The sequence below is a fragment of the Streptomyces sp. NPDC002580 genome, from assembly GCF_042889485.1.
Lineage (GTDB): Bacteria > Actinomycetota > Actinomycetes > Streptomycetales > Streptomycetaceae > Streptomyces.
In genome coordinates, this window is sequence record NZ_JBIAQZ010000006.1 from 42787 (window position 1) to 62861 (window position 20075).

Consider the following 20075-nt stretch of genomic DNA (forward strand, 5'->3'; position numbering starts at 1 on the left):
CCGTGGGCGGCGGGTCCGGGCGAGGGCGCCGAGGCGCCGGGCGCCCGGAGGCGCGAGCCCGGCGTGAGGGGAATCGGGGAGGGGCCGGGCACCGTGGCGGCGGGGCTCGGCGACCGCTCCCGGGACGGGCCAGTAATACGGGGTCCGCGGAGCCAGTAACCTTGTGCGGGGCGCGCTCGCGCTCCGCACAGACCTCCATCCCGCACCAGGAAGGTGTTCCCACCGTGGACAACGGCGCCGCCCGTACCGCTCCGGCTGTGATTGTCGCCATCGACGGCCCCTCCGGCACGGGCAAGTCGAGCACCTCGAAGGCCGTGGCCGCGAAGCTCGGCCTGAGCTACCTGGACACGGGGGCGCAGTACCGCGCGATCACGTGGTGGATGGTCAGCAACGGCATCGACATAACGGACCCCGCGGCGATCGCCGACGTGGCCGGCAAGCCGGAGATCATCTCCGGTACCGACCCGGCCGCGCCGACCATCACGGTCGACGGGACCGACGTCGCGGGCCCGATCCGCACCCAGGAGGTCACCTCCAAGGTCAGCGCGGTCAGCGCCGTGCCCGAGGTCCGCGCCCGGATCACCGAGCTGCAGCGCGCCCTCGCCGGGTCCGCTCCCCTCGGCATCGTCGTCGAGGGCCGGGACATCGGCACCACCGTGCTGCCCGACGCCGACCTGAAGATCTTCCTCACCGCTTCCCCGGAGGCGCGTGCCGCCCGCCGCAGCGGTGAGCTGAAGGGCGCGGACATCGACGCGACCCGTGAGGCGCTGATCAAGCGGGACGCGGCCGACTCCAGCCGTAAGACCTCCCCGCTGGCCAAGGCCGACGACGCGGTCGAGGTGGACACCTCCGACCTCACGCTCCAGCAGGTCATCGAGTGCGTCGTCACCCTCGTCGAGGAGAAGCGGGACGCCAAGTGACCGCACCTTCCGAGAGAGGCGCCGAGGTGGGCCGCCGCATCGGCGTCGGCCTGATGTACGGGCTGTTCAAGCCCCGTGTTCTGGGCGCCTGGAAGGTTCCCGCGGCCGGTCCGGCGATCCTGGCCGTGAACCACTCGCACAACATCGACGGGCCGATGGTCATGGGTGTGGCGCCCAGGCCGACGCACTTCCTGATCAAGAAGGAAGCGTTCATCGGCCCGCTCGACCCGTTCCTGCTGGGCATCGGCCAGCTGAAGGTCGACCGTCACACCGCCGACCGCACGGCCATCACCGACGCCCTCGGCGTCCTGGCGGCCGGCGGCGTCCTCGGGATCTTCCCCGAGGGCACCCGGGGCGAGGGCGACTTCGCCTCGCTGCGTGCCGGGCTCGCGTACTTCGCGGTGCGCAGCGGAGCCCCGATCGTCCCGGTGGCGGTACTGGGAAGTTCCGAGAAGAACAGCCGGTTGATAAAGGCGCTGCCCCCGCTGCGCAGCAAGGTCGACGTCGTCTTCGGCGACCCCTTCGAAGCGGGCGACGGCAGCGGACGGCGTACGCGCAAGGCACTGGACGAGGCCACCGGCCGCATCCAGAAGCAGCTCAGCGCCCACCTGGACCACGCCAGGCGTCTGACCGGACGCCCGGAAAACGTCGGGCGCCCCGCCGGGCGTTAGGCGACACTTGAGTAGTGGATCAGCCGGTTTGCGGTTGCTCCACCGATCACCACGAATGAACGACGAGGTACGGACTTCATGAACGACCACATCCAGCCCGACGGCTCGGCTGCGCACGAGCACGGGGCGCTTGGCGACGCCGAGTACGCGGAGTTCATGGAGCTCGCCGCGGAAGAGGGCTTCGACGTCGAGGACGTCGAGGGCGCGATCGGTGAGGCGGGCCACGGCCCGCTGCCCGTTCTCGCCGTCGTCGGCCGCCCGAACGTCGGCAAGTCGACCCTGGTGAACCGCATCATCGGCCGCCGCGAGGCCGTCGTCGAGGACAAGCCCGGCGTCACCCGTGACCGGGTGACCTACGAGGCCGAGTGGGCGGGCCGCCGCTTCAAGCTCGTCGACACCGGCGGCTGGGAGCAGGACGTCCTCGGCATCGACGCGTCCGTCGCCGCGCAGGCCGAGTACGCGATCGAGGCCGCCGACGCGGTCGTCTTCGTCGTCGACGCCAAGGTCGGCGCCACCGACACCGACGAGGCCGTCGTCCGCCTCCTCCGCAAGGCCGCCAAGCCCGTCGTCCTGTGCGCCAACAAGGTCGACGGCCTGAGCGGCGAGTCCGACGCCTCGTACCTCTGGGCCCTCGGTCTCGGCGAGCCGCACCCGGTCTCCGCGCTGCACGGCCGCGGCACCGGAGACATGCTGGACGCCGTCCTGGAGGCGCTGCCCGAGGCCCCGGCGCAGACCTTCGGCACCGCGGTCGGCGGCCCCCGCCGTATCGCGCTCATCGGCCGCCCGAACGTCGGCAAGTCCTCGCTGCTGAACAAGGTGGCGAACGAGGACCGCGTGGTCGTCAACGAGATCGCGGGCACCACCCGTGACCCGGTCGACGAGCTCATCGAACTCGGCGGCATCACCTGGAAGTTCATCGACACCGCGGGCATCCGCAAGCGGGTCCACCTCCAGCAGGGCGCCGACTACTACGCCTCGCTGCGCACCGCCGCCGCCGTCGAGAAGGCCGAGGTCGCGGTCATCCTGATCGACGCGTCCGAGACCATCTCCGTGCAGGACCAGCGGATCGTCACCATGGCGGTCGAGGCGGGCCGTGCCATCGTCCTCGCCTTCAACAAGTGGGACACCCTCGACGAGGAGCGCCGCTACTACCTGGAGCGGGAGATCGAGACCGAGCTCGCCCAGGTGTCCTGGGCGCCCCGGGTGAACGTGTCGGCCCGCACCGGCCGTCACATGGAGAGGCTGGTCCCGGCGATCGAGACGGCCCTGGACGGCTGGGAGACCCGCGTCCCGACCGGCCGCCTGAACGCCTTCCTCGGCGAGCTGGTCGCCGCCCACCCGCACCCGGTCCGCGGCGGCAAGCAGCCCCGCATCCTGTTCGGCACGCAGGCGGGCACCAAGCCCCCGCGGTTCGTGCTCTTCGCCTCCGGCTTCATCGAGCACGGGTACCGGCGCTTCATCGAGCGCCGCCTGCGCGAGGAGTTCGACTTCGCGGGCACGCCGATCCACATCTCGGTGCGGGTGCGCGAGAAGCGCGGCGCCAACAAGAAGAAGTAACGCCTGAACGACGCGAAGGGGCGGCTCCCACGGGAGCCGCCCCTTCGCGTCGTTCAGGTCCCGCCGCTCAATGACCCCTGCGCGGCGCGGGCGGCAGGGCGGCCGGGATGTGGTGCATCCCGGTGCCGTGCTGACGCGTGCCCGGCTGCCACGCGGCGGTCGTCGTCGTGGTCGGTCCGTGCTGCGCGGCGATCTGCCGGGCCGTGTGCGCTCCCGCGCTGTACGAGCTGTACGAGTTCGACGAGCTGTACGAGTTCGAACCGCGCCCGAGGATCCCGAAGGCCTTGAAGCCGAGATCCTCCTCGCCGTACCGGTCGCCGGGCAGGGTCCGGAAGGAACTGACCCACTCGGCGTAGATCGCGTCGTAGATCGGTGTGGGGGACGGGCCGCCCTGAGGGTTCTGCACCGGTCGCGACGCCGGCACCTCTCTGCTCGAGCGGACGGGAGTGCCCGAGGGAGGGACCGGCTGGAAGGGCCGGCGGCCGGGGACGTCGTAGGTGTGCACGTACGTGCCAACGACCCCGTCCCCCAACAGATGCGGTCGGAACGGTGATTTCGCAGGTCACCGGGAGCGAGCGGCGCGCGCGGGGGCGCGGGGAACCGGTCAAGCGACCCTTCCTGCCGGAGCAGGTCGGGTTGTCCTCGGTTCCCCGGCGAACCCCGCCGGGCGTGCGCGTGCCGCGGTGACCTCAGGTGCCGGCCAGCGGCATCGCGGCCGCGACCAGCTTGCCGTTGGCCGCCGCCTTGTCGAGCGCGTCGCGCAGCAGGTCCTCCCTGGGCTGACGCCCGATCGAGCCGACCGGTGCCGCGAACAGGAGCACCTGCTGGTGCTTGTTGGCGGCGGCACGCCAGCTGTCGGTGACCTGGAGCGCCTGGTGGGCCTGCCACCAGGCGACGGGGGAGCCGCCGCCGGTGCCCGGCTGGAGCACGGCGTGCAGCTGGCCCGCGGCGAGCAGGACGGACCAGCCGTGCAGGACCGGCGGCACCGAGTTCAGTTCGATCGCGGGCATGAAGCCCTGCTCGATCAGCAGGGGCAGGAAGTCGTCGCCGATGTCGGTCGAGCCGGGGCGCACGATCGGCCCGGTCGGTTCGACGACGAGCGCAGGGTGCAACTCGCCTTTGATCAGGACGAGTCCGCTCGTGACACCGAGCACGGCCTGCTCGGGGGTGGAGTCGGTGGGTGGGCCGTCGGGGTGGATCGAGCGGACGGCGCCCTGGAGTTGTTCCTCGGTGACCTGCACGACCTGGGAGGGCAGGCAGGTGGCGTGGGCGAAGGCGAGGACGGCGGTCTCGTCGCCGATGAACAGGACGGTGCTGGTGCGCTCCTGTTCCGAGTCGCCCTGGGTGCGGCACGACGTGCAGTCGTAACTGCCCGGGGCGTTCTCTCCGGCGAGCAGCCGGTCGGCTTCTTCGTCGCCGATCTCGGCGCGTACGTCGTCGCTGACGTCGAGCATGCGCGGCACGGTGGCTCCTCGGGATGCGGTGCGTGGCGGTGCCGGGTGGCTCCCGGCCCATGGGCCGGGGGTTCCCGGCTCATGAAGATGTCAACGGGTGATCTGTGGCCGGAGTCACGCTCGGGAGCGAACGGAATCGAACCATCCGACGCCGAGGGTGAGAGCGCCCCCGGAATTGGTTACTCCAAGTCAACTTCAAGGAGTCGTAGGGAAGTTGATTGGGTGAAGTGGGTCACAGATCACCAGGGTCACTGGTCGACAAATCCGGAAATCACCCAATGAAACGGGTGGCTGAAAATCGACGATACCCACGGTAACGGCGAACTGGCCTCGAATGACAAGGAGTTGGTTGATATCGGGGCGCCCGGCTCCCTAGATTCCTTCGCCGTGTGCAGAGAGCACCGCTCGGGCGGGTCCGCCGGCCGAACCACAGCAGATCGCAGCACAGCACCACCTTCGGCGGACGGGGGCGGAGCGCGACGGTCGTGTCCTACACGCGGGCCGTCGCGTCCCGGCCTTGGGGGATCCCGGGTGTTTCGAGAGGGAATTACATGTCCGTATGTGCCGACAGCACTCACGAGAACAGTCACAAGGCTCGTACGCCGAACAAGACGCGTACGACGGCGGTCCTGGCCGGGGCGGCACTGCTCGCCCCGCTCGGACTGCTCGCCGCGACCGGCCAGGCCGCCGCGGCGGACAGTGGAGTGTGGGACCGCATCGCCCGGTGCGAGAGCGGCGGCAACTGGCACATCAACACCGGCAACGGCTACTACGGGGGGCTCCAGTTCTCCGCGGGCACCTGGCGCGCCTACGGCGGGACGGCCTACGCGCCGACCGCCGACAAGGCGTCCAGGGGCGCGCAGATAGCCGTGGCGAGCAAGGTCCAGCGCGCGCAGGGGTGGGGTGCCTGGCCGACCTGCTCGGCCCGCGCCGGAGCCTACGGAAACGCGCCCGCCGCGGGCGCCGGGTCGGCCGCGGGTTCGGCGACCACGGGGTCGGCCACCGGATCGACACCGAAGTCGCACCCGAAGCCGACACCGAAGTCCGCCCCGGCGGAGCAGCCGGCGAAGACGCCGGACCGTTCCCCGGGCCACACCGGCCGCGGCTCGTCCCGCGGCGACTACACCGTCCGCGAGGGCGACACCCTGAGTGCCGTCGCCGCGCGGCACGGGACCACCTGGCAGAAGATCTACGCAGCCAACAAGGCCGTCATCGGCGATGATCCCGATCTGATCGTGCCCGGGCAGCGGCTCGACATCTGAGCCCCGTTCCCGTCGTCCCGGGCAGGGGGCTCCACCCGGTCGTCCGACCGGGTGGAGCCCCCTGCCCGCCGGGCGTGGCTGGACGGGCGGGCGGGCCGCGCTGCTTAGCGTGGCCCGATGCCTCCCACGCAGAGCAGCCGGACCCCGCCGACCACGTGGACCGTGGCCCGGCTGCCGAGCGGACGCGTCCGGTACGCGGCCGTGGTCGCCGCCCTGCTGGCCGCTCTCGTACCGCAGGGCGCGGCCGCCGTGGAGGCGTCGCCGTCCGCCGGTCCCCGCGCGGCGGTGGTGCCGCAGGACTGCGCGGACGACGAATGGCCCTGGGGCTGTCTCGCCGAGTGCGAGAGCGGCGGGCGCTGGCACGCGAACACCGGGAACGGCCTCTACGGGGGGCTTCAGTTCTGGCAGCCCACCTGGGTGGAGTTCGGGGGGCTCGCCTACGCTCCCCGCGCCGATCTCGCCACCCGCGCGCAGCAGATCAAGGTCGCCAAGAAGGTGCAGGCCGTCCAGGGGTGGAGGGCCTGGCCCGCCTGTTCCAAGGTGTACGCGCTGCAGGTGGCCGTCCATGTCGTGAAGACCGGCGAGACGCTCGTGTCGATCGCCCGCAAGCACCGGGTCAAGGGCGGCTGGCAGGCGCTGTACAAGGCCAACAAGAAGAAGATCGGCCGCAGCCCGGACCGACTGAGGAAGGGTCTCCGACTCGTCATCCCGTAGGCGGCCGCCGGGAGCCGGGAGCCGGGAGCCGGGAGCCGGGAGCCGGGAGCCGGGAGCCGGGAGTCAGCAGCCGGGAGTCAGCAGCCCGGAGCCCGGAGCCCGGAGCCCGGAGCCCGGCCGACGGCCCTCAGGGGCCGGCCTGGGACCCTGGTGCCAGGTTGGCGGGCCCCCGCTGTGCCCGGCCTTGCCCCCGGTGCCAGGCTGGCGGCCCCCGGTGGCCGGCCTGGGCCCCCGCCGTCCGGTCCGGGCCCCGGACCCGGCGCCCCGCCTTGCGCCGCTCCCCGGCCCCTCCGCGCAGCGTTCCTCGGCCGCTCCCCGCGCCGGTTACGACCGCTTCGCGGCGCGGGATCGCGGACAGTGGCTGTCCGCGAGGGGTGCCAGACTCGGGCGCATGTTGGAGACCTCCGCACGACTGCTGCGCCTTCTCTCCCTGCTGCAGGCCCACCGCGAATGGTCGGGCGCGGACCTCGCCGGGCGGCTCGGCGTCACCCCGCGCACGGTCCGCCGGGACGTCGACCGGCTGCGCGGACTGGGTTACCCCGTGAACGCCAGCCCGGGGACGGGCGGCGGCTACCAGCTCGGTCCCGGGGCCGAGCTGCCCCCGCTGCTGCTGGACGACGACGAGGCGGTCGCGGTGGCCGTCGGACTGCGCACGGCGGCGGGGCAGGGCATCGAGGGCATCGGCGAGTCCTCGGTGCGCGCCCTCGCCAAGCTGGAGCAGGTCCTGCCGAACCGGCTGCGGCGCCGGGTCGGCGCCCTGAACGCCTTCACCGTGCCGATGCTGCGGGGTCCGGAGCCGTCCCCCGTCGATCCGGCCGTCCTCACCGAACTGGCCAACGCCTGCCGCGACAGCGAGCGGCTGCGGTTCGAGTACCGCGACCACGAGGGCTCCGCCACCCGCCGCACCGTCGAGCCGTACCGGCTGGTCTGCACCGAACGCCGCTGGTACCTGGTCGCCTGGGACACCGACCGGGAGGACTGGCGTACGTTCCGGGCCGACCGGATCACGCCCCGGCCGCCGCACGGACCGCGCTTCACCCCCCGCACGCCACCGGCTGAGGATCTCGCCGCGTACGTCTCCAAGGGCGTCTCCACCCGTGCCTACGCCACGGAGGCGGTCGTCCGGCTGCTGGTGCCGCTGGAGGAGGCCGCCGCGCGGATCTCCCCCTCGGCCGGCACCCTGGAGGCCTCCGGGGAGGACAGCTGCGTCCTGCGCACCGGGGCGGCGACCCTCGACGTCATGGTCATCCACGTGACGATGACGGGATTCGAGTTCGAGATCATCGAACCGGCCGAGCTCGGTGACGCGATCAGAACGGCCCGGGACCGGCTGTCCAGGGCGCTGGAGAGGCAGGGGCCCAGGCCGCGGACGATCACCGGCGCGGCGCGGTAGCGGACTCCCGGGATCCGTCGGAAGCCGTGCGGCGGTTCTGTGCCGGAACCGTGTATTTCTTATGTGCCGTCAGTTTTATCGCCGCGCGGTGGAATCGGAGCGGGCCGGAATCGAAAGGCGTCGGGGGACGTACGGATCCGCGCATTTCGCAGAGGTATTCGGAGTTTTCTCGCCCTGCTCGGAATTACGTTCGAAGGCGTGCGAAACACGTAGCGGGCCCCTCATGCGTGTGACGGAGTTCGGCGAAACACGTGTCGTGATCCTGTGACAAAAGTGTGACCGGCGACGGATAGGTGACGCATGGTTGCCGATCGGGCTTCCACCGCCGGGACGCGCCGCCTAACGTGGCGGTCATGGCACCCATTCACCCCTCACACGCAGAGCCGCAGGACAGTCCGGAGAGCTACGTCGGGCTGGAGGTGGGCGGGGCGGAGGAGCGCGCGCGGGAGCGCGGATGGTCCTCGGTGCGCTCGCTGCCGCCCGGCGCGATCATCACGATGGAGTACCTCGTGGGGCGGCTGAACTTCGAGGTCACGGACGGCACGGTGACGCGCTGCTGGAAGGGCTGAGCACCACGGAAGGCCCGCGCGGGAGCCGGGTCACGGTCGTGTCGCCGCCCCGATGGAACGTGACCTGACACCGGACGCCGCGACGGGAAGCGCGAAGGCCCCGGCTCGATGAGCCGGGGCCTTCGCGGTGCGGGGAGAGTCTGTGCGTACCGACCCCGCGCTCTTTCAGCCGCCGGCTAGGGGGCGAGCCGTCGCGGCCGTGGCGGCGCGCGCGGCGCGGTCCGGGTGCGGCGGGCGACGGCTGCCCACCGGTGTGACCGGGGTGCGCTCCGAGCGGGCGGTGTGCGGACCCGGGGCCAGGTGGACGGAGGACCTGCCCGGCCGGGACGCGACGGTCTCGCGGGCCGGCACCTCGCCGTCCACGGCGGAGGGCCGCGTGGCCATGACGGGTACGCCGACCGGAGAGGGGGCCGGTACCGGCAGGGGCGCGGGTGCCGTACCGCGCAGACGGGCGCGCCAGATGTCGCGCAGCGAGAAGATCAGGGCCTCGGCGCGGGCGATCAGCGGCTCGACCCAGGGGAGCGCCAGCAGGATCAGCAGGCCTGCGGCCCAGCCCAGCAGGACGTCGCTCAGCCAGTGCGTGCCCAGGTACACGGTGGTGAGGCCGACGCCCAGGGAGGTCACGGCGGACAGGGCCGAGAGCCAGCGCCTGGCTCTCGGGGTCGACGCCAGATAGGCCAGGATTCCCCAGGTCACGACGGCGTTCGCTGTGTGGCCGGAAGGGAATATATCGCCGCCCAGACCCATCTCGTTCGAGCCGATGGTGATGGCGTAGTGCGGGCCGAGACGGCCCATGCCGAGCTTCGCGGCGCCGACCGTGAGGTTGAGCAGCAGCAGGGACGCGCCCAGGGTGAGCAGGGGACGCAGGGTGTGCTGCCGCCAGGCGCGCCAGCCCAGCCAGGAGGCGACCATCACGGCGGTGGGGCCGCGCTGGCCGAGCACCACGTAGTAGTCCAGGAACGCGTGGATCTCCGGCCATTGCTGGTAGGGCCGGAAGAACATGACCTGCCAGTCGAACCGGACCAGCCACGACGTGATCGCCACGGCCCACACGATCGCCAGGTAGAAGGCCAGGGTCGCCGCGAAGAGGACGACCCTGTGCCGACTCATCCTCGGCACGTCGATGTTGGCCGGCCGTTCCGGCTCACGGTCCAGCCGGGCGAAGACCCGGTCCAGACGGGTGAGGTTTCGTTCGGTACGCACCCAATCGACGTTACAGCGAGTGAGCTGCGTTCCAGGACGATTCACTCGGTTTGTGATGACGATGTGATGTGGGATTCCTCTCAGGATCATGTTCATTTCCAATGAATCCCTAATCCCTGGTACGCGGAACCTTTAATTCCTTTGATCTCGCGGGGCTTCGGTTTTATGGCGCTTATATATTCGTTCACCGAATGATGGTGTGGAATTATCCGGCCGCTCACCGGCCCCCGCGGGCCCCGCCGGGGCCGGTCACGGAGGACCCGAGCCGTTCAGCCAGAAGGCCCCGTAGGCCGCCGACGCCACCGCGGCGCACCCGAGCACCAGCGCCGACCTGGAGGTGCGCAGCCGGGCCAGGGCCAGCGCGGGAGGCAGCACGAGGGGGAAGGCGGGCAGCAGGAGGCGGGGTTTCGAGCCGAAGTAGCTCGACGCGCACAGGGCGAGCGCGACCACGACCCCCGCGTAGACGAGGAGCGGCAGCGGCTGCCCCTGCCGGACGCAGGTCACGTAGAGCCACAGGAGCAGCGCGACGCCGAGGATCAGCCCGAGGCCGGCCAGGGCGGACGGGAAGGAGGCGAGCTTCCCGGCGACGAAGCGGGCGAAGGCGTACCCCCCGTCGAAGCCGTTGCGCCAGCCCGCCTGGACGTCGAGATAGCCCAGCGGTCCCTTCCCCGTCCGGTGGCCCACCCACAGCACGTAACCGGCGGCGCCGAGCGGCGCGATGATCATGCCCAGGGCGCGCTCCCGCACGCGTGCGCCGTCCGTCCCGGGCGTGCTTCCGTTCCGCCGGCGTTCTCCCACGAACGAGGTAATCGCCGTCACCCACAGGGCCGCGACCACGGCGATCCCCACCGGCCGGGTCAGCCCGGCGAGCGCGGCGAGCAGGCCCGCCGTCGGCCAGCGGCCGGTCAGCACCGCGTAGAGCGACCACGCGGCGAGCGCCGTGAACAGGGACTCGCTGTACGCCATCGACTGCACGACGCCGATGGGCAGGACCGCCCACACCAGCGCGGCGCACACTCCGGCCCGGCGGCCGTGGAGGTGGTCGGCGACCGCGAAGATCCCCCACGCCGCCGCGAGCGAGGCCACCGCGGAGACCAGCAGGCCGGTGTCCGCGGACGACAGCGGTGTCACGGCCGCCCCGAGTCGCTCCAGCCAGGGCAGCAGAGGGAAGAACGCGAGGTTCGCGTGCACGTCGCCGTTCGGGAGGCGGACCTCGTAGCCGTAGCCGAGCTCGGCGACCCGGGTGTACCAGAGCGAGTCCCAGCGCGCCGACAGCAGCCGGTGGGCGCTCGTGCCCCGCGCCGCGCTCCACACGACGAGGGTGAGCAGGCCCAGGGCGCGGACGGCCGCGTACCCGAGGAGGGCGGGTGCGGCACGGCGCAGGGCGCTCGCGCGGGGCGGTGTCGCGACGGGCGTCTCGAGATCGGTCACGGGGCCGATTATCGGCGGGCCCGGTAACCGGGCTGCCGCGCGGGGCGTGGCGACGTGCGGGAGCGTGGCGTACACCACACCCGCGGCCGGAGAACGTGAGAGGTCCACCACGTGTCATCGGGGGGAACTCGCGTACGCTGACGGCTCACTCGCCTTTGTTGCGTGGGCCCGGGATTCCACTCTTCGGGCCGCAGCCCCCAGGGAGTCCCCACCCTGCGGATCCGCCGATCGCGAGGGAACCTCTGGAGGTACGTACATGTCCGGGACGACCACGGCCGCTGCGCGATGCCGTCGGGAGACCGGGGCCGGTGCCAACCGCTGGGTCGTCCTCGTCGTGCTGTGCGTCAGCCTGCTGCTGGTCGCCCTCGACGCCACCGTGCTCCACGTCGCGGTGCCGGCCGTCACCGAGGACCTGAAGCCCGGCGCGATAGAACTGCTCTGGATCGTCGACGTCTATCCGCTCGTCTGCGCCTCGCTCCTCATCCTCTTCGGCACGCTCGGTGACCGCGTCGGCCGCCGCCGTGTCCTCCTCCTCGGGTACGCCCTCTTCGGAGTCGCCTCCGGTGTCGCCGCCCTCTCGGACAACGCCCAGGTCCTGATAGGCGCCCGCGCCCTGCTCGGGGTCGGCGGCGCGATGATCATGCCCGCCACCCTGTCGATCCTGCGCCAGGTCTTCCCCGACCGGCGCGAACGGGCGCTCGCGATAGGCATCTGGAGCGCGGTCGCGGCCGTCGGCGCGGCGGTCGGCCCCCTGCTCGGCGGCTTCCTCCTCGAACACTTCTGGTGGGGATCGGTCTTCCTCATCAACATCCCGCTGATGATCGTCAGCCTGCCGGTCGGACGGCTGCTGCTGCCCGAGTCCCGCGGTGACCGTGACGGTCCCTGGGACGTGGTCGGGGCGCTCATGGCGGCCGCCGGCCTGTTCGGACTCGTCCTCGGGGTGAAGCGCCTCGGCGGCGGCGAGGCCCCCTTCAGCCCCCTCACCCTGGCGCCGCTGCTCGTCGGCGGTGTGCTGACGGCCGGCTTCGTACGGCGCCAGCGGCGGCGCGAGCATCCCCTGGTGGACCTGCGCATGTTCTCGCGGCCCGCCTTCAGTACGTCGGTGGGGTGCATCGTCCTCGCCATGCTCGCCCTGGTCGGCCTCGAACTGATCGCCGCGCAGTACCTGCAGCTCGTGCTCGGACTCTCACCGTTGCAGACCGGACTGCGGCTGCTGCCGCTCACCGTCGCGGCGATGGCCGCCGGGCTCGCGGGGGCGAAGCTGCTGCGCCGGTTCGGGCCGCGCGCGATGGTCTGTTTCGGCTTCTGCCTCACCGCGGCGGCCGTGGTCACGCTGACCGCGATGGGCCAGAACGACAACACCACGCTGCTGCTCTTCGGCTTCGTGCTGCTCGGCTTCGGTCTGGAGACGACCCTCTTCGGGGCGTACGAGTCGATGCTGAGCGAGGCACCCCAGGCACAGGCGGGCGGCGCCTCGGCGATCGGCGAGACCTCGTACCAGCTGGGCGCCGGGATAGGGATCGCGCTGCTGGGGAGCGTCATGAACCGGGCGTACGCGCCCGGACTGTCCTCCGTGCCCGGGGTCCCCGCGGCCGATTCGGTGGCGGCCGGGCATTCGCTGGGGGAGGCGTACGAGGTCGCGGCACGCCTCGGAGGGGCGTCCGGCGACGCCCTGCGGCAGGCCGCCCGGAACTCCTTCGTGCACGGACTGCACGTGACGCTGCTGGTGAGCGCGGGGCTGCTGCTGCTGGGCGCCGTGATGGCGCTGCGGCTGCCGAGGATCATGGACTGCGAGGTACCCGAGACGGGTCCGGCCGCGATCCCGGCCGAGATCCCGGGCCCCCGGGACGTCGCCGAGACCCGCGTCTCCGCGTAGGTCAGCCCGTGCCTTTCCCCCTCTCCTCGCCGTTCCCCCGACGTCCGCCCCTCCGGTGACCCGCCCGCGGGGCGCGCCGCAGCGGCCTGGACTTGCGGGACACCGCGTCGTAACGTCGGGCCGAGATTCTGACTAGCGGTGCTAGTTATCACCTTGCCGGAGGCTGTCGTATGTCCGCGTCCTCGAAGCTCCCGCCCTTCGACCCCGCCGATCCGCTCGGGATCGACGACCTGCTCGACGCGGAGGACCTGGCCGTCCGCGACACCGTGCGGAACTGGGCCGCCGACCGGGTGCTGCCGTACGTCGCCGACTGGTACGAGAAGGGCGAGCTGCCCGGGATCCGGGAGCTGGCGCGCGAGCTGGGCGCGATCGGCGCCCTCGGCATGTCGCTGGAGGGGTACGGGTGCGCCGGGGCGAGCGCCGTGCAGTACGGCCTCGCCTGCCTGGAACTCGAAGCCGCCGACTCCGGGATCCGCTCGCTCGTCTCCGTGCAGGGCTCCCTCGCGATGTACGCCGTCCACCGGTTCGGCAGCGAGGAGCAGAAGCTCGCCTGGCTGCCGGGCATGGCCGCCGGCGAGACCATCGGCTGCTTCGGACTGACCGAGCCCGACCACGGCTCCGACCCCGGCGCCATGCGGACGCACGCCAAGCGCGACGGCACGGACTGGGTCCTGAACGGCCGCAAGATGTGGATCACCAACGGATCCGTCGCCGGTGTCGCCGTCGTCTGGGCGCAGACCGACGACGGCATCCGCGGCTTCGTCGTGCCCACCGACGTGCCCGGGTTCTCCGCCCCCGAGATCAAGCACAAGTGGTCACTGCGGGCGAGCGTGACCAGCGAGCTGGTCCTCGACGACGTACGACTGCCCGAGGACGCCGTCCTGCCCGGCGTCGTCGGTCTGAAGGGTCCGCTCGGCTGTCTGTCGCACGCGCGCTACGGGATCGTGTGGGGAGCGATGGGCGCGGCACGGTCCAGCTTCGAGTCCGCCGTGGCGTACGCGAAGACGCGTGAGCAGTTCGGGCGCCCCATCGGCGGCTTCCAGCTCACCCAGGCCAAGCTCGCCGACATGGCCGTCGAACTGCACAAGGGGATCCTGCTCGCCCATCACCTGGGCCGCCGCATGGACGCGGGACGGCTCCGCCCCGAGCAGGTCAGCTTCGGCAAGCTCAACAACGTACGGGAGGCCATCGAGATCTGCCGCACCTCGCGTACGATCCTCGGCGCCAACGGCATCTCGCTGGAGTACCCCGTGATGCGGCACGCCACGAACCTCGAATCGGTGCTCACCTACGAGGGCACCGTCGAGATGCATCAGCTCGTGCTGGGCAAGGCGCTCACCGGGCTCGACGCCTTCAGGTAAAGATCCCGCTCGTGGGCCCCGGCAGGGCAGGGCCGGTGAGCGGCCCTGCCTCAGCTCTGGTTGAAGAAGCCGTCCGCCGGGCGGCTCGCGGCCTCGCCGCTGACGATCTCCGTGTGGGCGGGGGTCAGCAGGAAGACCCGGGTCGCGACCCGCTCGATGGTGCCGCGCAGTCCGAAGGTCAGGCCGGCCGCGAAGTCCACCACGCGCTTGGCGTCGGCGGGCTCCATGGCCGTGAGGTTGATGATGACCGGGACGCCGTCCCGGAAGAGTTCGCCGATCCCGCGTGCGTCCCGGAAACTGTCCGGGGTGACCGTGCCGATCCGGCGGCCCTTCTCCTCCGCCGTCTCGGAAGCAACCTTCACGCGCGGGTCGGTGACCCAGGCGTTGCCGGAGTCCTGACCCTCGTTGTAGTCGTCGTCGTAGTAACGCTCGTCATCGTTGTCGTCGACGAGGCCAAGCCAGGCACTCGCCTTGCGCACCGATCCCATGGACGCCTCCTCTCACAGCGGTCTTTCGTGCTTCCGCATCCCCATGGTCGACCATGATGCGGATGTCGCGCCAAGTGGATAGACGCCGCGCTGGGGTTTCGTGACGGTACTGGTGCACAGCGAATCCGTCGAGAGCCCGCGTGCCCCAAGGGTCGTACGGGGTAAGGCTGCTGACTGAGAGTGAAATATGATTTCTGGCGGCGATCGGGTGACGGGCGGTGCGTACGGGTGAACGGGACCGTCGATACGATGCCGCACCTCAACGTCGTACGTGTCACGGGGGAGTGTCGTGTTCGGAATCGTGAGGCCATGCAGTCACCGCCTGGGTGAGGGACTCAAGACGCAGTGGATGGCCCATCTGTGCGGGCTGTGTCTCGCACTGCGCGGGGACCACGGCCAGTTCGCGCGGGTGGTCACCAACTACGACGGGCTGCTGATATCGGTTCTGACGGAGGCTCAGGCCGAGCGTGCGACGGGATGGCGGCGCACCGCCGGACCCTGTCCGCTGCGCGGCATGCGGACCGCCTCCGTCGCCCGGGGCGAGGGCGCGCGGCTCGCCGCCGCCGTCTCGCTGGTGCTCGCCTCCGCGAAGGTGCGCGACCACGTCGCCGACGGGGACGGGCTCCTGGCGCGCGGGCCGGTGGCGGTCGCCGCGCGCCGGGTCGCCGCGAGCTGGGACAGGGCCGGGGCGCGCGCGGGGTCCGCCGTCGGCTTCGACACGGCCGTGCTCGTCGACGCGGTGGACCGGCAGACCGGGATCGAGGCGCTGGCCGGCCTCGGAACACCGGTCCTCACCGTCACCGAACCCACCGAGACCGCCACCGCCGCGGCCTTCGCGTACACCGCCGTCCTCGCGGGCCGCCCCGGCAACACCGCGCCGCTGGCCGAGGCCGGTCGGCTCTTCGGTCGGCTCGCCCATCTGCTGGACGCCGTGGAGGACCGGGAGGCCGACACCGCGGCGGGTGCCTGGAACCCGCTCACGGCCACCGGCACCTCGCTCACCGAGGCCCGTCGGCTCGCCGACGACGCGCTGCGCGGCATACGGCTCGCCCTGCGGGAGGCCGAGTTCACCGACGGCCGGCTGGCGCATGTGCTGCTCGCCCACGAACTGGGGCGCTCGGTCGACCGCGCGTTCGGGACGGTGGGGTGCGGGCACGCGGCGGACGGGCCGCCCGTGACGTTGGGCTCCCTCGGTTCTCCCGATTCCGGCGCTTCCCCCGGTCCGCTCGGTCCGGCGGTCCTGCTCGGACCCGAGGGTTCCTTCGGGCCGCCGCCCCGGCACGGCGGGAATCCGTACGGCGGCGATCCCTTCGGCGGTGGGCCGTCCGTCCGGCCCCCGGCCCCGGGCAAGCGCGGATTCTGGGCCGGCTGCGCCGCGGCGATCGGGCTGTGCTGCACCTGCAAGGTGTGCTGCGCCGATGAATACGAAGGAGCGTGGTCGCGCAAGAAGCGCGAAGGGTGCTTCAACAACTGTGACTGCGACTGCGGTTGCTGCGACGGGTGCGACTGCTGTGATTGCTGCTCGTGTTGTGACTGCGGAGTGTGACCGAGGAGTGTGACCGCGGGTCGGGGCCGGGGATGTGACGGCGGGTCGGGGCCGGGGGTGTGACGGCGGGTTGTGGCACAGGGTTGTGACGGTGGGCCGCCGCGGGTCGGCGCTCACGGGCGGGGGTGAGGGCCGTGTTCCCCGGTCATGGCCGTCGGTCGGGAGCGTTCCGGACCGGGGCGCTCCCGACCGCGCTCTCCGGGCGGGGGATCGCGCCTCCCCGCCGATGGGCGACGGAGGGCCGCGGGCCGCCGGGGCGCCCGTCGCGATGCCGTGCGAAGACACCGGCACCACGTCGCTCTCGCGCACCGGCTGGGACGAGCCCGTGTGGAAGGGTTCGGCACATGACGACGGACGCACCCGAGGACTGGAAGCACTGGCAGGAGCACCGTGTCGCGACGGTGTCCGCGCCGTACGGCCCGCTCGCGCTCACCGGAACCCACTGGATCGAGGACTATCCGGAAGGGCGACTTCCGGACATCCCGGGACGATGGGCCGTCAAAGGTGAAGGAGTGGCTCTGACGGCGGCCCCGGAGGACGGGCTCACACTCGACGGGGAGCCCTTCACCGGCGAGATCGTGCTGGACGCCGACTACGGGCCGGCCGACGGAGCCCGGGCCGGGCGCGGGGAGCGGCGGTTCGTCGTCCTGGTGCGCGAGGGGATCTGGGGCGTACGTGACTACGACCCCGACGCACCCGCCCGGCACGCCTTCGCCGGCATCGAGGCGACCCCCTACGACGAACGCTGGTCGGTGCCCGGGCACTTCACCCCGTACGGCGAGGGCCGTACCGTGCGGGTCGAGAACGCCGACGGAGTCGCCCGCGGGCTCGCGCTCGGCGGAGTCCTCGCCTTCACCCTGGACGGGCAGGACCTCACCCTCCAGGTGTCGGTCGAGAGCGACGGCTCGCTGTGGGCCGTCTTCGCCGACACCACCAGCGGGGACGGCAGTTACCGCTTCCGGTTCCTGCGCCCGGCGGCGCCCGACGCGAAGGGGCTCACGACGGTGGACTTCAACCGTGCCGTGCTCCCGCCGTGCGCGTTCGCCGACCATTTCGTCTGTCCGTTCCCACCGCCCGGAAACACGCTGGGCGTGGCCGTCGCCGCGGGGGAGCGTCGACTGGCCTGAGACCCCGGAGGCGTCCGGAGACGTGGGGGGAATCCGCGGCCTCCAGTGGTCCGATGATCAACCTCCTTGACAAGAAGGCAAGTTGAACGCTGCACGGCCGAAAGGCGCCCTTGCGCCTGTCGGCCGTGCCACCGAATACTCCCCCTCAGCGCTTGTCAGGAGCATGGCTTATCCGGAATCCGGACAGGAGGCTCCCGGCTGCGCCTCACGGGCCCCAACCCCACAACTCGAGGGCCCCTTACTTCCTTTTGGAGGAATGAAACGTGAGGATCAAGCGCACCACCCCCCGCAGCGGCATGGCGAGACGGAGCCGGCTGATCGCCGTGACCACCGGACTCGTCGCCGCGGCAGCGTTCGCGATCCCCAGCGCCAACGCGTCCGACGCCCAGACCTTCAGCGCCACCCAGTTGAGCAGTGCCAACAAGTCGGTACTCCAGTCCGACATCGCGGGCACCGCCTGGGCGGTCGACGCCAAGACGAACCGCGTGGTCGTCACCGTCGACAGCACGGTCTCGAAGGCGGAGATCGCGCAGATCAAGCAGGACGCCGGCCTCAACGCGGATGCCCTCACGATCAAGCACACCGCGGGCAAGTTCAGCAAGCTGATCGCAGGCGGCGACGCCATCTATGCGAGTAGCTGGCGCTGCTCGCTCGGCTTCAACGTCCAGGACAACAGCGGGAACTACTACTTCCTGACCGCCGGTCACTGCACCGACGGGGCGGGCACCTGGTGGTCCAACTCCGGGCACACCACCACGCTCGGCACCACCGCGGGCTCCAGCTTCCCGACCAACGACTACGGCATCGTGCGCTACACGAACACGTCCGTCGCCAAGTCGGGCGCGGTCGGCAGCCAGGACATCACCAGCGCTGCCACGCCCTCCGTCGGGACCACCGTCTACCGTCGCGGCTCCACGACCGGCATCCACAGCGGCCGGGTCACCGCGCTCAACGCGACGGTCAACTACGGTTCCGGCGACATCGTCTACGGCATGATCCAGACCACGGTCTGCGCCGAGCCCGGTGACTCGGGCGGCTCGCTCTACGGCGGCACCGTGGCCTACGGTCTGACCTCCGGCGGCAGCGGCAACTGCTCCTCCGGCGGTACGACGTTCTTCCAGCCCGTGACCGAGGCCCTCAGCGCCTACGGGGTCCACGTCTACTGACCGGCGAGTACACACCCCCCACAGTCGTACCCGCCGACAGCAGATGGCGAGCCCCCGCACGCGATCGGCGTGCGGGGGCTCGCCCTTGCTCCGGTGACGGAGTTACCTTCGAAGCGCACGCTGTACATGCCTGATGCGCCCACGTCGGACCCTGGGGGGCCGTGATGGTCGAGGAACTGGTCGCGGCGGGAGTCTCCGTGGTCTCCGTGGGTCTGGTCTACGTGATGGCCGGTGCCCGTGTGGTCAAACAGTACGAACGGGGCGTGGTGCTGCGGCTCGGCAAGCTGCGCTCCGAGGTGCGCGGCCCCGGCTTCACGCTGGTCGTGCCGTTCATCGACCGGCTGAGCAAGGTCAACATGCAGATCGTCACGATGCCGGTGCCGGCCCAGGAGGGCATCACCCGGGACAACGTGACGGTCCGCGTCGACGCGGTCGTCTACTTCAAGGTCGTGGACGCGGCCGACGCGGTCGTCCGGGTCGAGGACTACCGTTTCGCGGTCTCCCAGATGGCGCAGACCTCGCTCAGGTCGATCATCGGCAAGAGCGATCTGGACGAGCTGCTGTCCAACCGCGAAAAGCTCAACCAGGGGCTGGAGTTGATGATCGACAGTCCGGCGATCGGCTGGGGCGTGCAGATCGACCGGGTCGAGATCAAGGACGTGTCGCTGCCGGAGACGATGAAGCGGTCGATGGCCCGGCAGGCCGAGGCCGACCGGGAGCGGCGTGCCCGGATCATCAACGCGGACGCGGAGTTGCAGGCGTCCAAGAAGCTGGCGGAGGCCGCCGGCGTGATGTCGGAACAGCCGGCCGCGCTCCAACTGCGCCTGTTGCAGACGGTGGTGGCCGTCGCGGCGGAGAAGAACTCCACCCTGGTCCTGCCCTTCCCTGTGGAACTGCTCCGCTTCCTGGAACGGGCCCAGCAGCCGACCGGACCTCAGCAGCAGGCCGTGCCCGAGCGGTCTGCCGGGCCGGAGCGGCCGACTCTGCCCGAGCCGCCGACCGGGCCTCAGCGGCCGACTCTGCCCGACCAGCCGACGGGGCCTGAGTAGCCGACCGTGCCCGAGCGGTCCGCCGGGTTTCGACGACCGATCGTGTCCGTACCGCCGGTGTGTCCTGACGGCCCGTCGTTTCTCGTTGGTCGAGCGTGTTCTGACGGTCCGTCGCCTCTCGGCGGTCGGCCGTGTCCTGACGGTCGGCGGGACCGCACGAGGCGGTCCCGTCCGGGTGGTCGGCAGGGTCCCGGCAGGCGGTCCCGCCCGAGCGGCCGGGGGCGCGGAGCCGTCCGCCGGCCCGGGGGAGCCGGTCGTTCCGGTCTTGGATCAGGCCTCCGGCGGGTC

18 protein-coding genes are annotated in these 20075 nt (G+C 71.6%); 13 read left to right on the forward strand and 5 right to left on the reverse strand.

The window, feature by feature from the left end; genetic code table 11:
• Positions 1-224: 224 nt before the first annotated feature.
• The 3 genes from cmk to der all read left to right on the forward strand — a co-directional run bounded on the left by cmk (position 225) and on the right by der (position 3148).
• On the forward strand, positions 225-920 hold the full coding sequence (gene cmk / locus ACFYW7_RS19475; protein WP_389503828.1) for a (d)CMP kinase: 696 nt from the start codon (positions 225-227) through the stop codon (positions 918-920).
• Positions 878-1591: a lysophospholipid acyltransferase family protein gene (locus tag ACFYW7_RS19480; protein WP_389503830.1), complete on the forward strand. Its 714-nt coding sequence runs from the start codon at positions 878-880 to the stop codon at positions 1589-1591. The genes cmk and ACFYW7_RS19480 overlap by 43 nt, the downstream gene beginning before the upstream one ends.
• Positions 1592-1669: 78 nt before the next feature.
• The gene (der, locus tag ACFYW7_RS19485) at positions 1670-3148 is read left to right on the forward strand and encodes a ribosome biogenesis GTPase Der (protein ID WP_389503832.1); all 1479 of its coding nucleotides are present in this window, start codon (positions 1670-1672) and stop codon (positions 3146-3148) included.
• Positions 3149-3215: 67 nt separating this feature from the next.
• On the opposite strand, the gene ACFYW7_RS19490 is transcribed toward der, so the two are convergent.
• Both ACFYW7_RS19490 and ACFYW7_RS19495 read right to left on the reverse strand, forming a co-directional pair.
• Entirely contained in the window at positions 3216-3554 is a 339-nt protein-coding gene (locus ACFYW7_RS19490) for a hypothetical protein (protein ID WP_389503834.1), read from the reverse strand.
• Positions 3555-3837: 283 nt separating this feature from the next.
• On the reverse strand, positions 3838-4611 hold the full coding sequence (locus ACFYW7_RS19495) for a hypothetical protein (RefSeq protein ID WP_389503836.1): 774 nt from the start codon (positions 4609-4611) through the stop codon (positions 3838-3840).
• A 542-nt stretch (positions 4612-5153) separates the two neighbouring features.
• Here ACFYW7_RS19495 and ACFYW7_RS19500 point away from each other — a divergent pair.
• The 4 genes from ACFYW7_RS19500 to ACFYW7_RS19515 all read left to right on the forward strand — a co-directional run bounded on the left by ACFYW7_RS19500 (position 5154) and on the right by ACFYW7_RS19515 (position 8540).
• The gene (locus ACFYW7_RS19500; RefSeq protein ID WP_389503838.1) at positions 5154-5864 is read left to right on the forward strand and encodes a transglycosylase family protein; all 711 of its coding nucleotides are present in this window, start codon (positions 5154-5156) and stop codon (positions 5862-5864) included.
• Between the two features lie 117 nt (positions 5865-5981).
• The gene (locus tag ACFYW7_RS19505; protein WP_389503841.1) at positions 5982-6578 is read left to right on the forward strand and encodes a transglycosylase family protein; all 597 of its coding nucleotides are present in this window, start codon (positions 5982-5984) and stop codon (positions 6576-6578) included.
• A 391-nt stretch (positions 6579-6969) separates the two neighbouring features.
• Positions 6970-7971 carry a helix-turn-helix transcriptional regulator gene (locus ACFYW7_RS19510; RefSeq protein ID WP_389503844.1) on the forward strand — a complete coding sequence of 334 codons (1002 nt, stop codon included), beginning with the start codon at positions 6970-6972 and terminating at the stop codon, positions 7969-7971.
• A 353-nt stretch (positions 7972-8324) separates the two neighbouring features.
• Positions 8325-8540, forward strand: coding sequence for an I78 family peptidase inhibitor (locus ACFYW7_RS19515; protein ID WP_389503846.1), 216 nt, complete (start codon positions 8325-8327; stop codon positions 8538-8540).
• Between the two features lie 165 nt (positions 8541-8705).
• On the opposite strand, the gene ACFYW7_RS19520 is transcribed toward ACFYW7_RS19515, so the two are convergent.
• Positions 8706-9743, reverse strand: a complete 1038-nt coding sequence (locus ACFYW7_RS19520) for a phosphatase PAP2 family protein (protein ID WP_389503848.1) — start codon at positions 9741-9743, stop codon at positions 8706-8708.
• A gap of 249 nt (positions 9744-9992) precedes the next feature.
• Positions 9993-11174, reverse strand: coding sequence for a glycosyltransferase family 39 protein (locus tag ACFYW7_RS19525; protein ID WP_389503850.1), 1182 nt, complete (start codon positions 11172-11174; stop codon positions 9993-9995).
• Between the two features lie 256 nt (positions 11175-11430).
• Between ACFYW7_RS19525 and ACFYW7_RS19530 the strand changes: the two genes are divergently transcribed.
• Both ACFYW7_RS19530 and ACFYW7_RS19535 read left to right on the forward strand, forming a co-directional pair.
• Positions 11431-13050, forward strand: coding sequence for an MFS transporter (locus ACFYW7_RS19530; RefSeq protein ID WP_389503854.1), 1620 nt, complete (start codon positions 11431-11433; stop codon positions 13048-13050).
• Positions 13051-13220: 170 nt separating this feature from the next.
• A complete protein-coding gene (locus ACFYW7_RS19535) occupies positions 13221-14411 on the forward strand; it encodes an acyl-CoA dehydrogenase family protein (protein WP_389503857.1) in 1191 nt (396 codons plus the stop codon).
• A gap of 50 nt (positions 14412-14461) precedes the next feature.
• Here the strand turns inward: ACFYW7_RS19535 and ACFYW7_RS19540 are convergent, their stop codons facing one another.
• Positions 14462-14899, reverse strand: coding sequence for a cell division protein SepF (locus ACFYW7_RS19540; RefSeq protein WP_389503859.1), 438 nt, complete (start codon positions 14897-14899; stop codon positions 14462-14464).
• A gap of 289 nt (positions 14900-15188) precedes the next feature.
• On the opposite strand from ACFYW7_RS19540, the gene ACFYW7_RS19545 reads away from it, so the two are divergent.
• The 4 genes from ACFYW7_RS19545 to ACFYW7_RS19560 all read left to right on the forward strand — a co-directional run bounded on the left by ACFYW7_RS19545 (position 15189) and on the right by ACFYW7_RS19560 (position 19787).
• Positions 15189-16445 (forward strand): DUF5685 family protein, encoded by a 1257-nt coding sequence (locus ACFYW7_RS19545; RefSeq protein ID WP_389503861.1) that lies wholly within the window; start codon positions 15189-15191, stop codon positions 16443-16445.
• A 344-nt stretch (positions 16446-16789) separates the two neighbouring features.
• Entirely contained in the window at positions 16790-17572 is a 783-nt protein-coding gene (locus ACFYW7_RS19550) for a DUF1684 domain-containing protein (protein WP_389503862.1), read from the forward strand.
• Positions 17573-17835: 263 nt separating this feature from the next.
• Positions 17836-18738, forward strand: coding sequence for a S1 family peptidase (locus ACFYW7_RS19555; RefSeq protein WP_389503864.1), 903 nt, complete (start codon positions 17836-17838; stop codon positions 18736-18738).
• A 164-nt stretch (positions 18739-18902) separates the two neighbouring features.
• Entirely contained in the window at positions 18903-19787 is an 885-nt protein-coding gene (locus tag ACFYW7_RS19560) for an SPFH domain-containing protein (protein WP_389504631.1), read from the forward strand.
• Positions 19788-20075 lie beyond the last annotated feature (288 nt).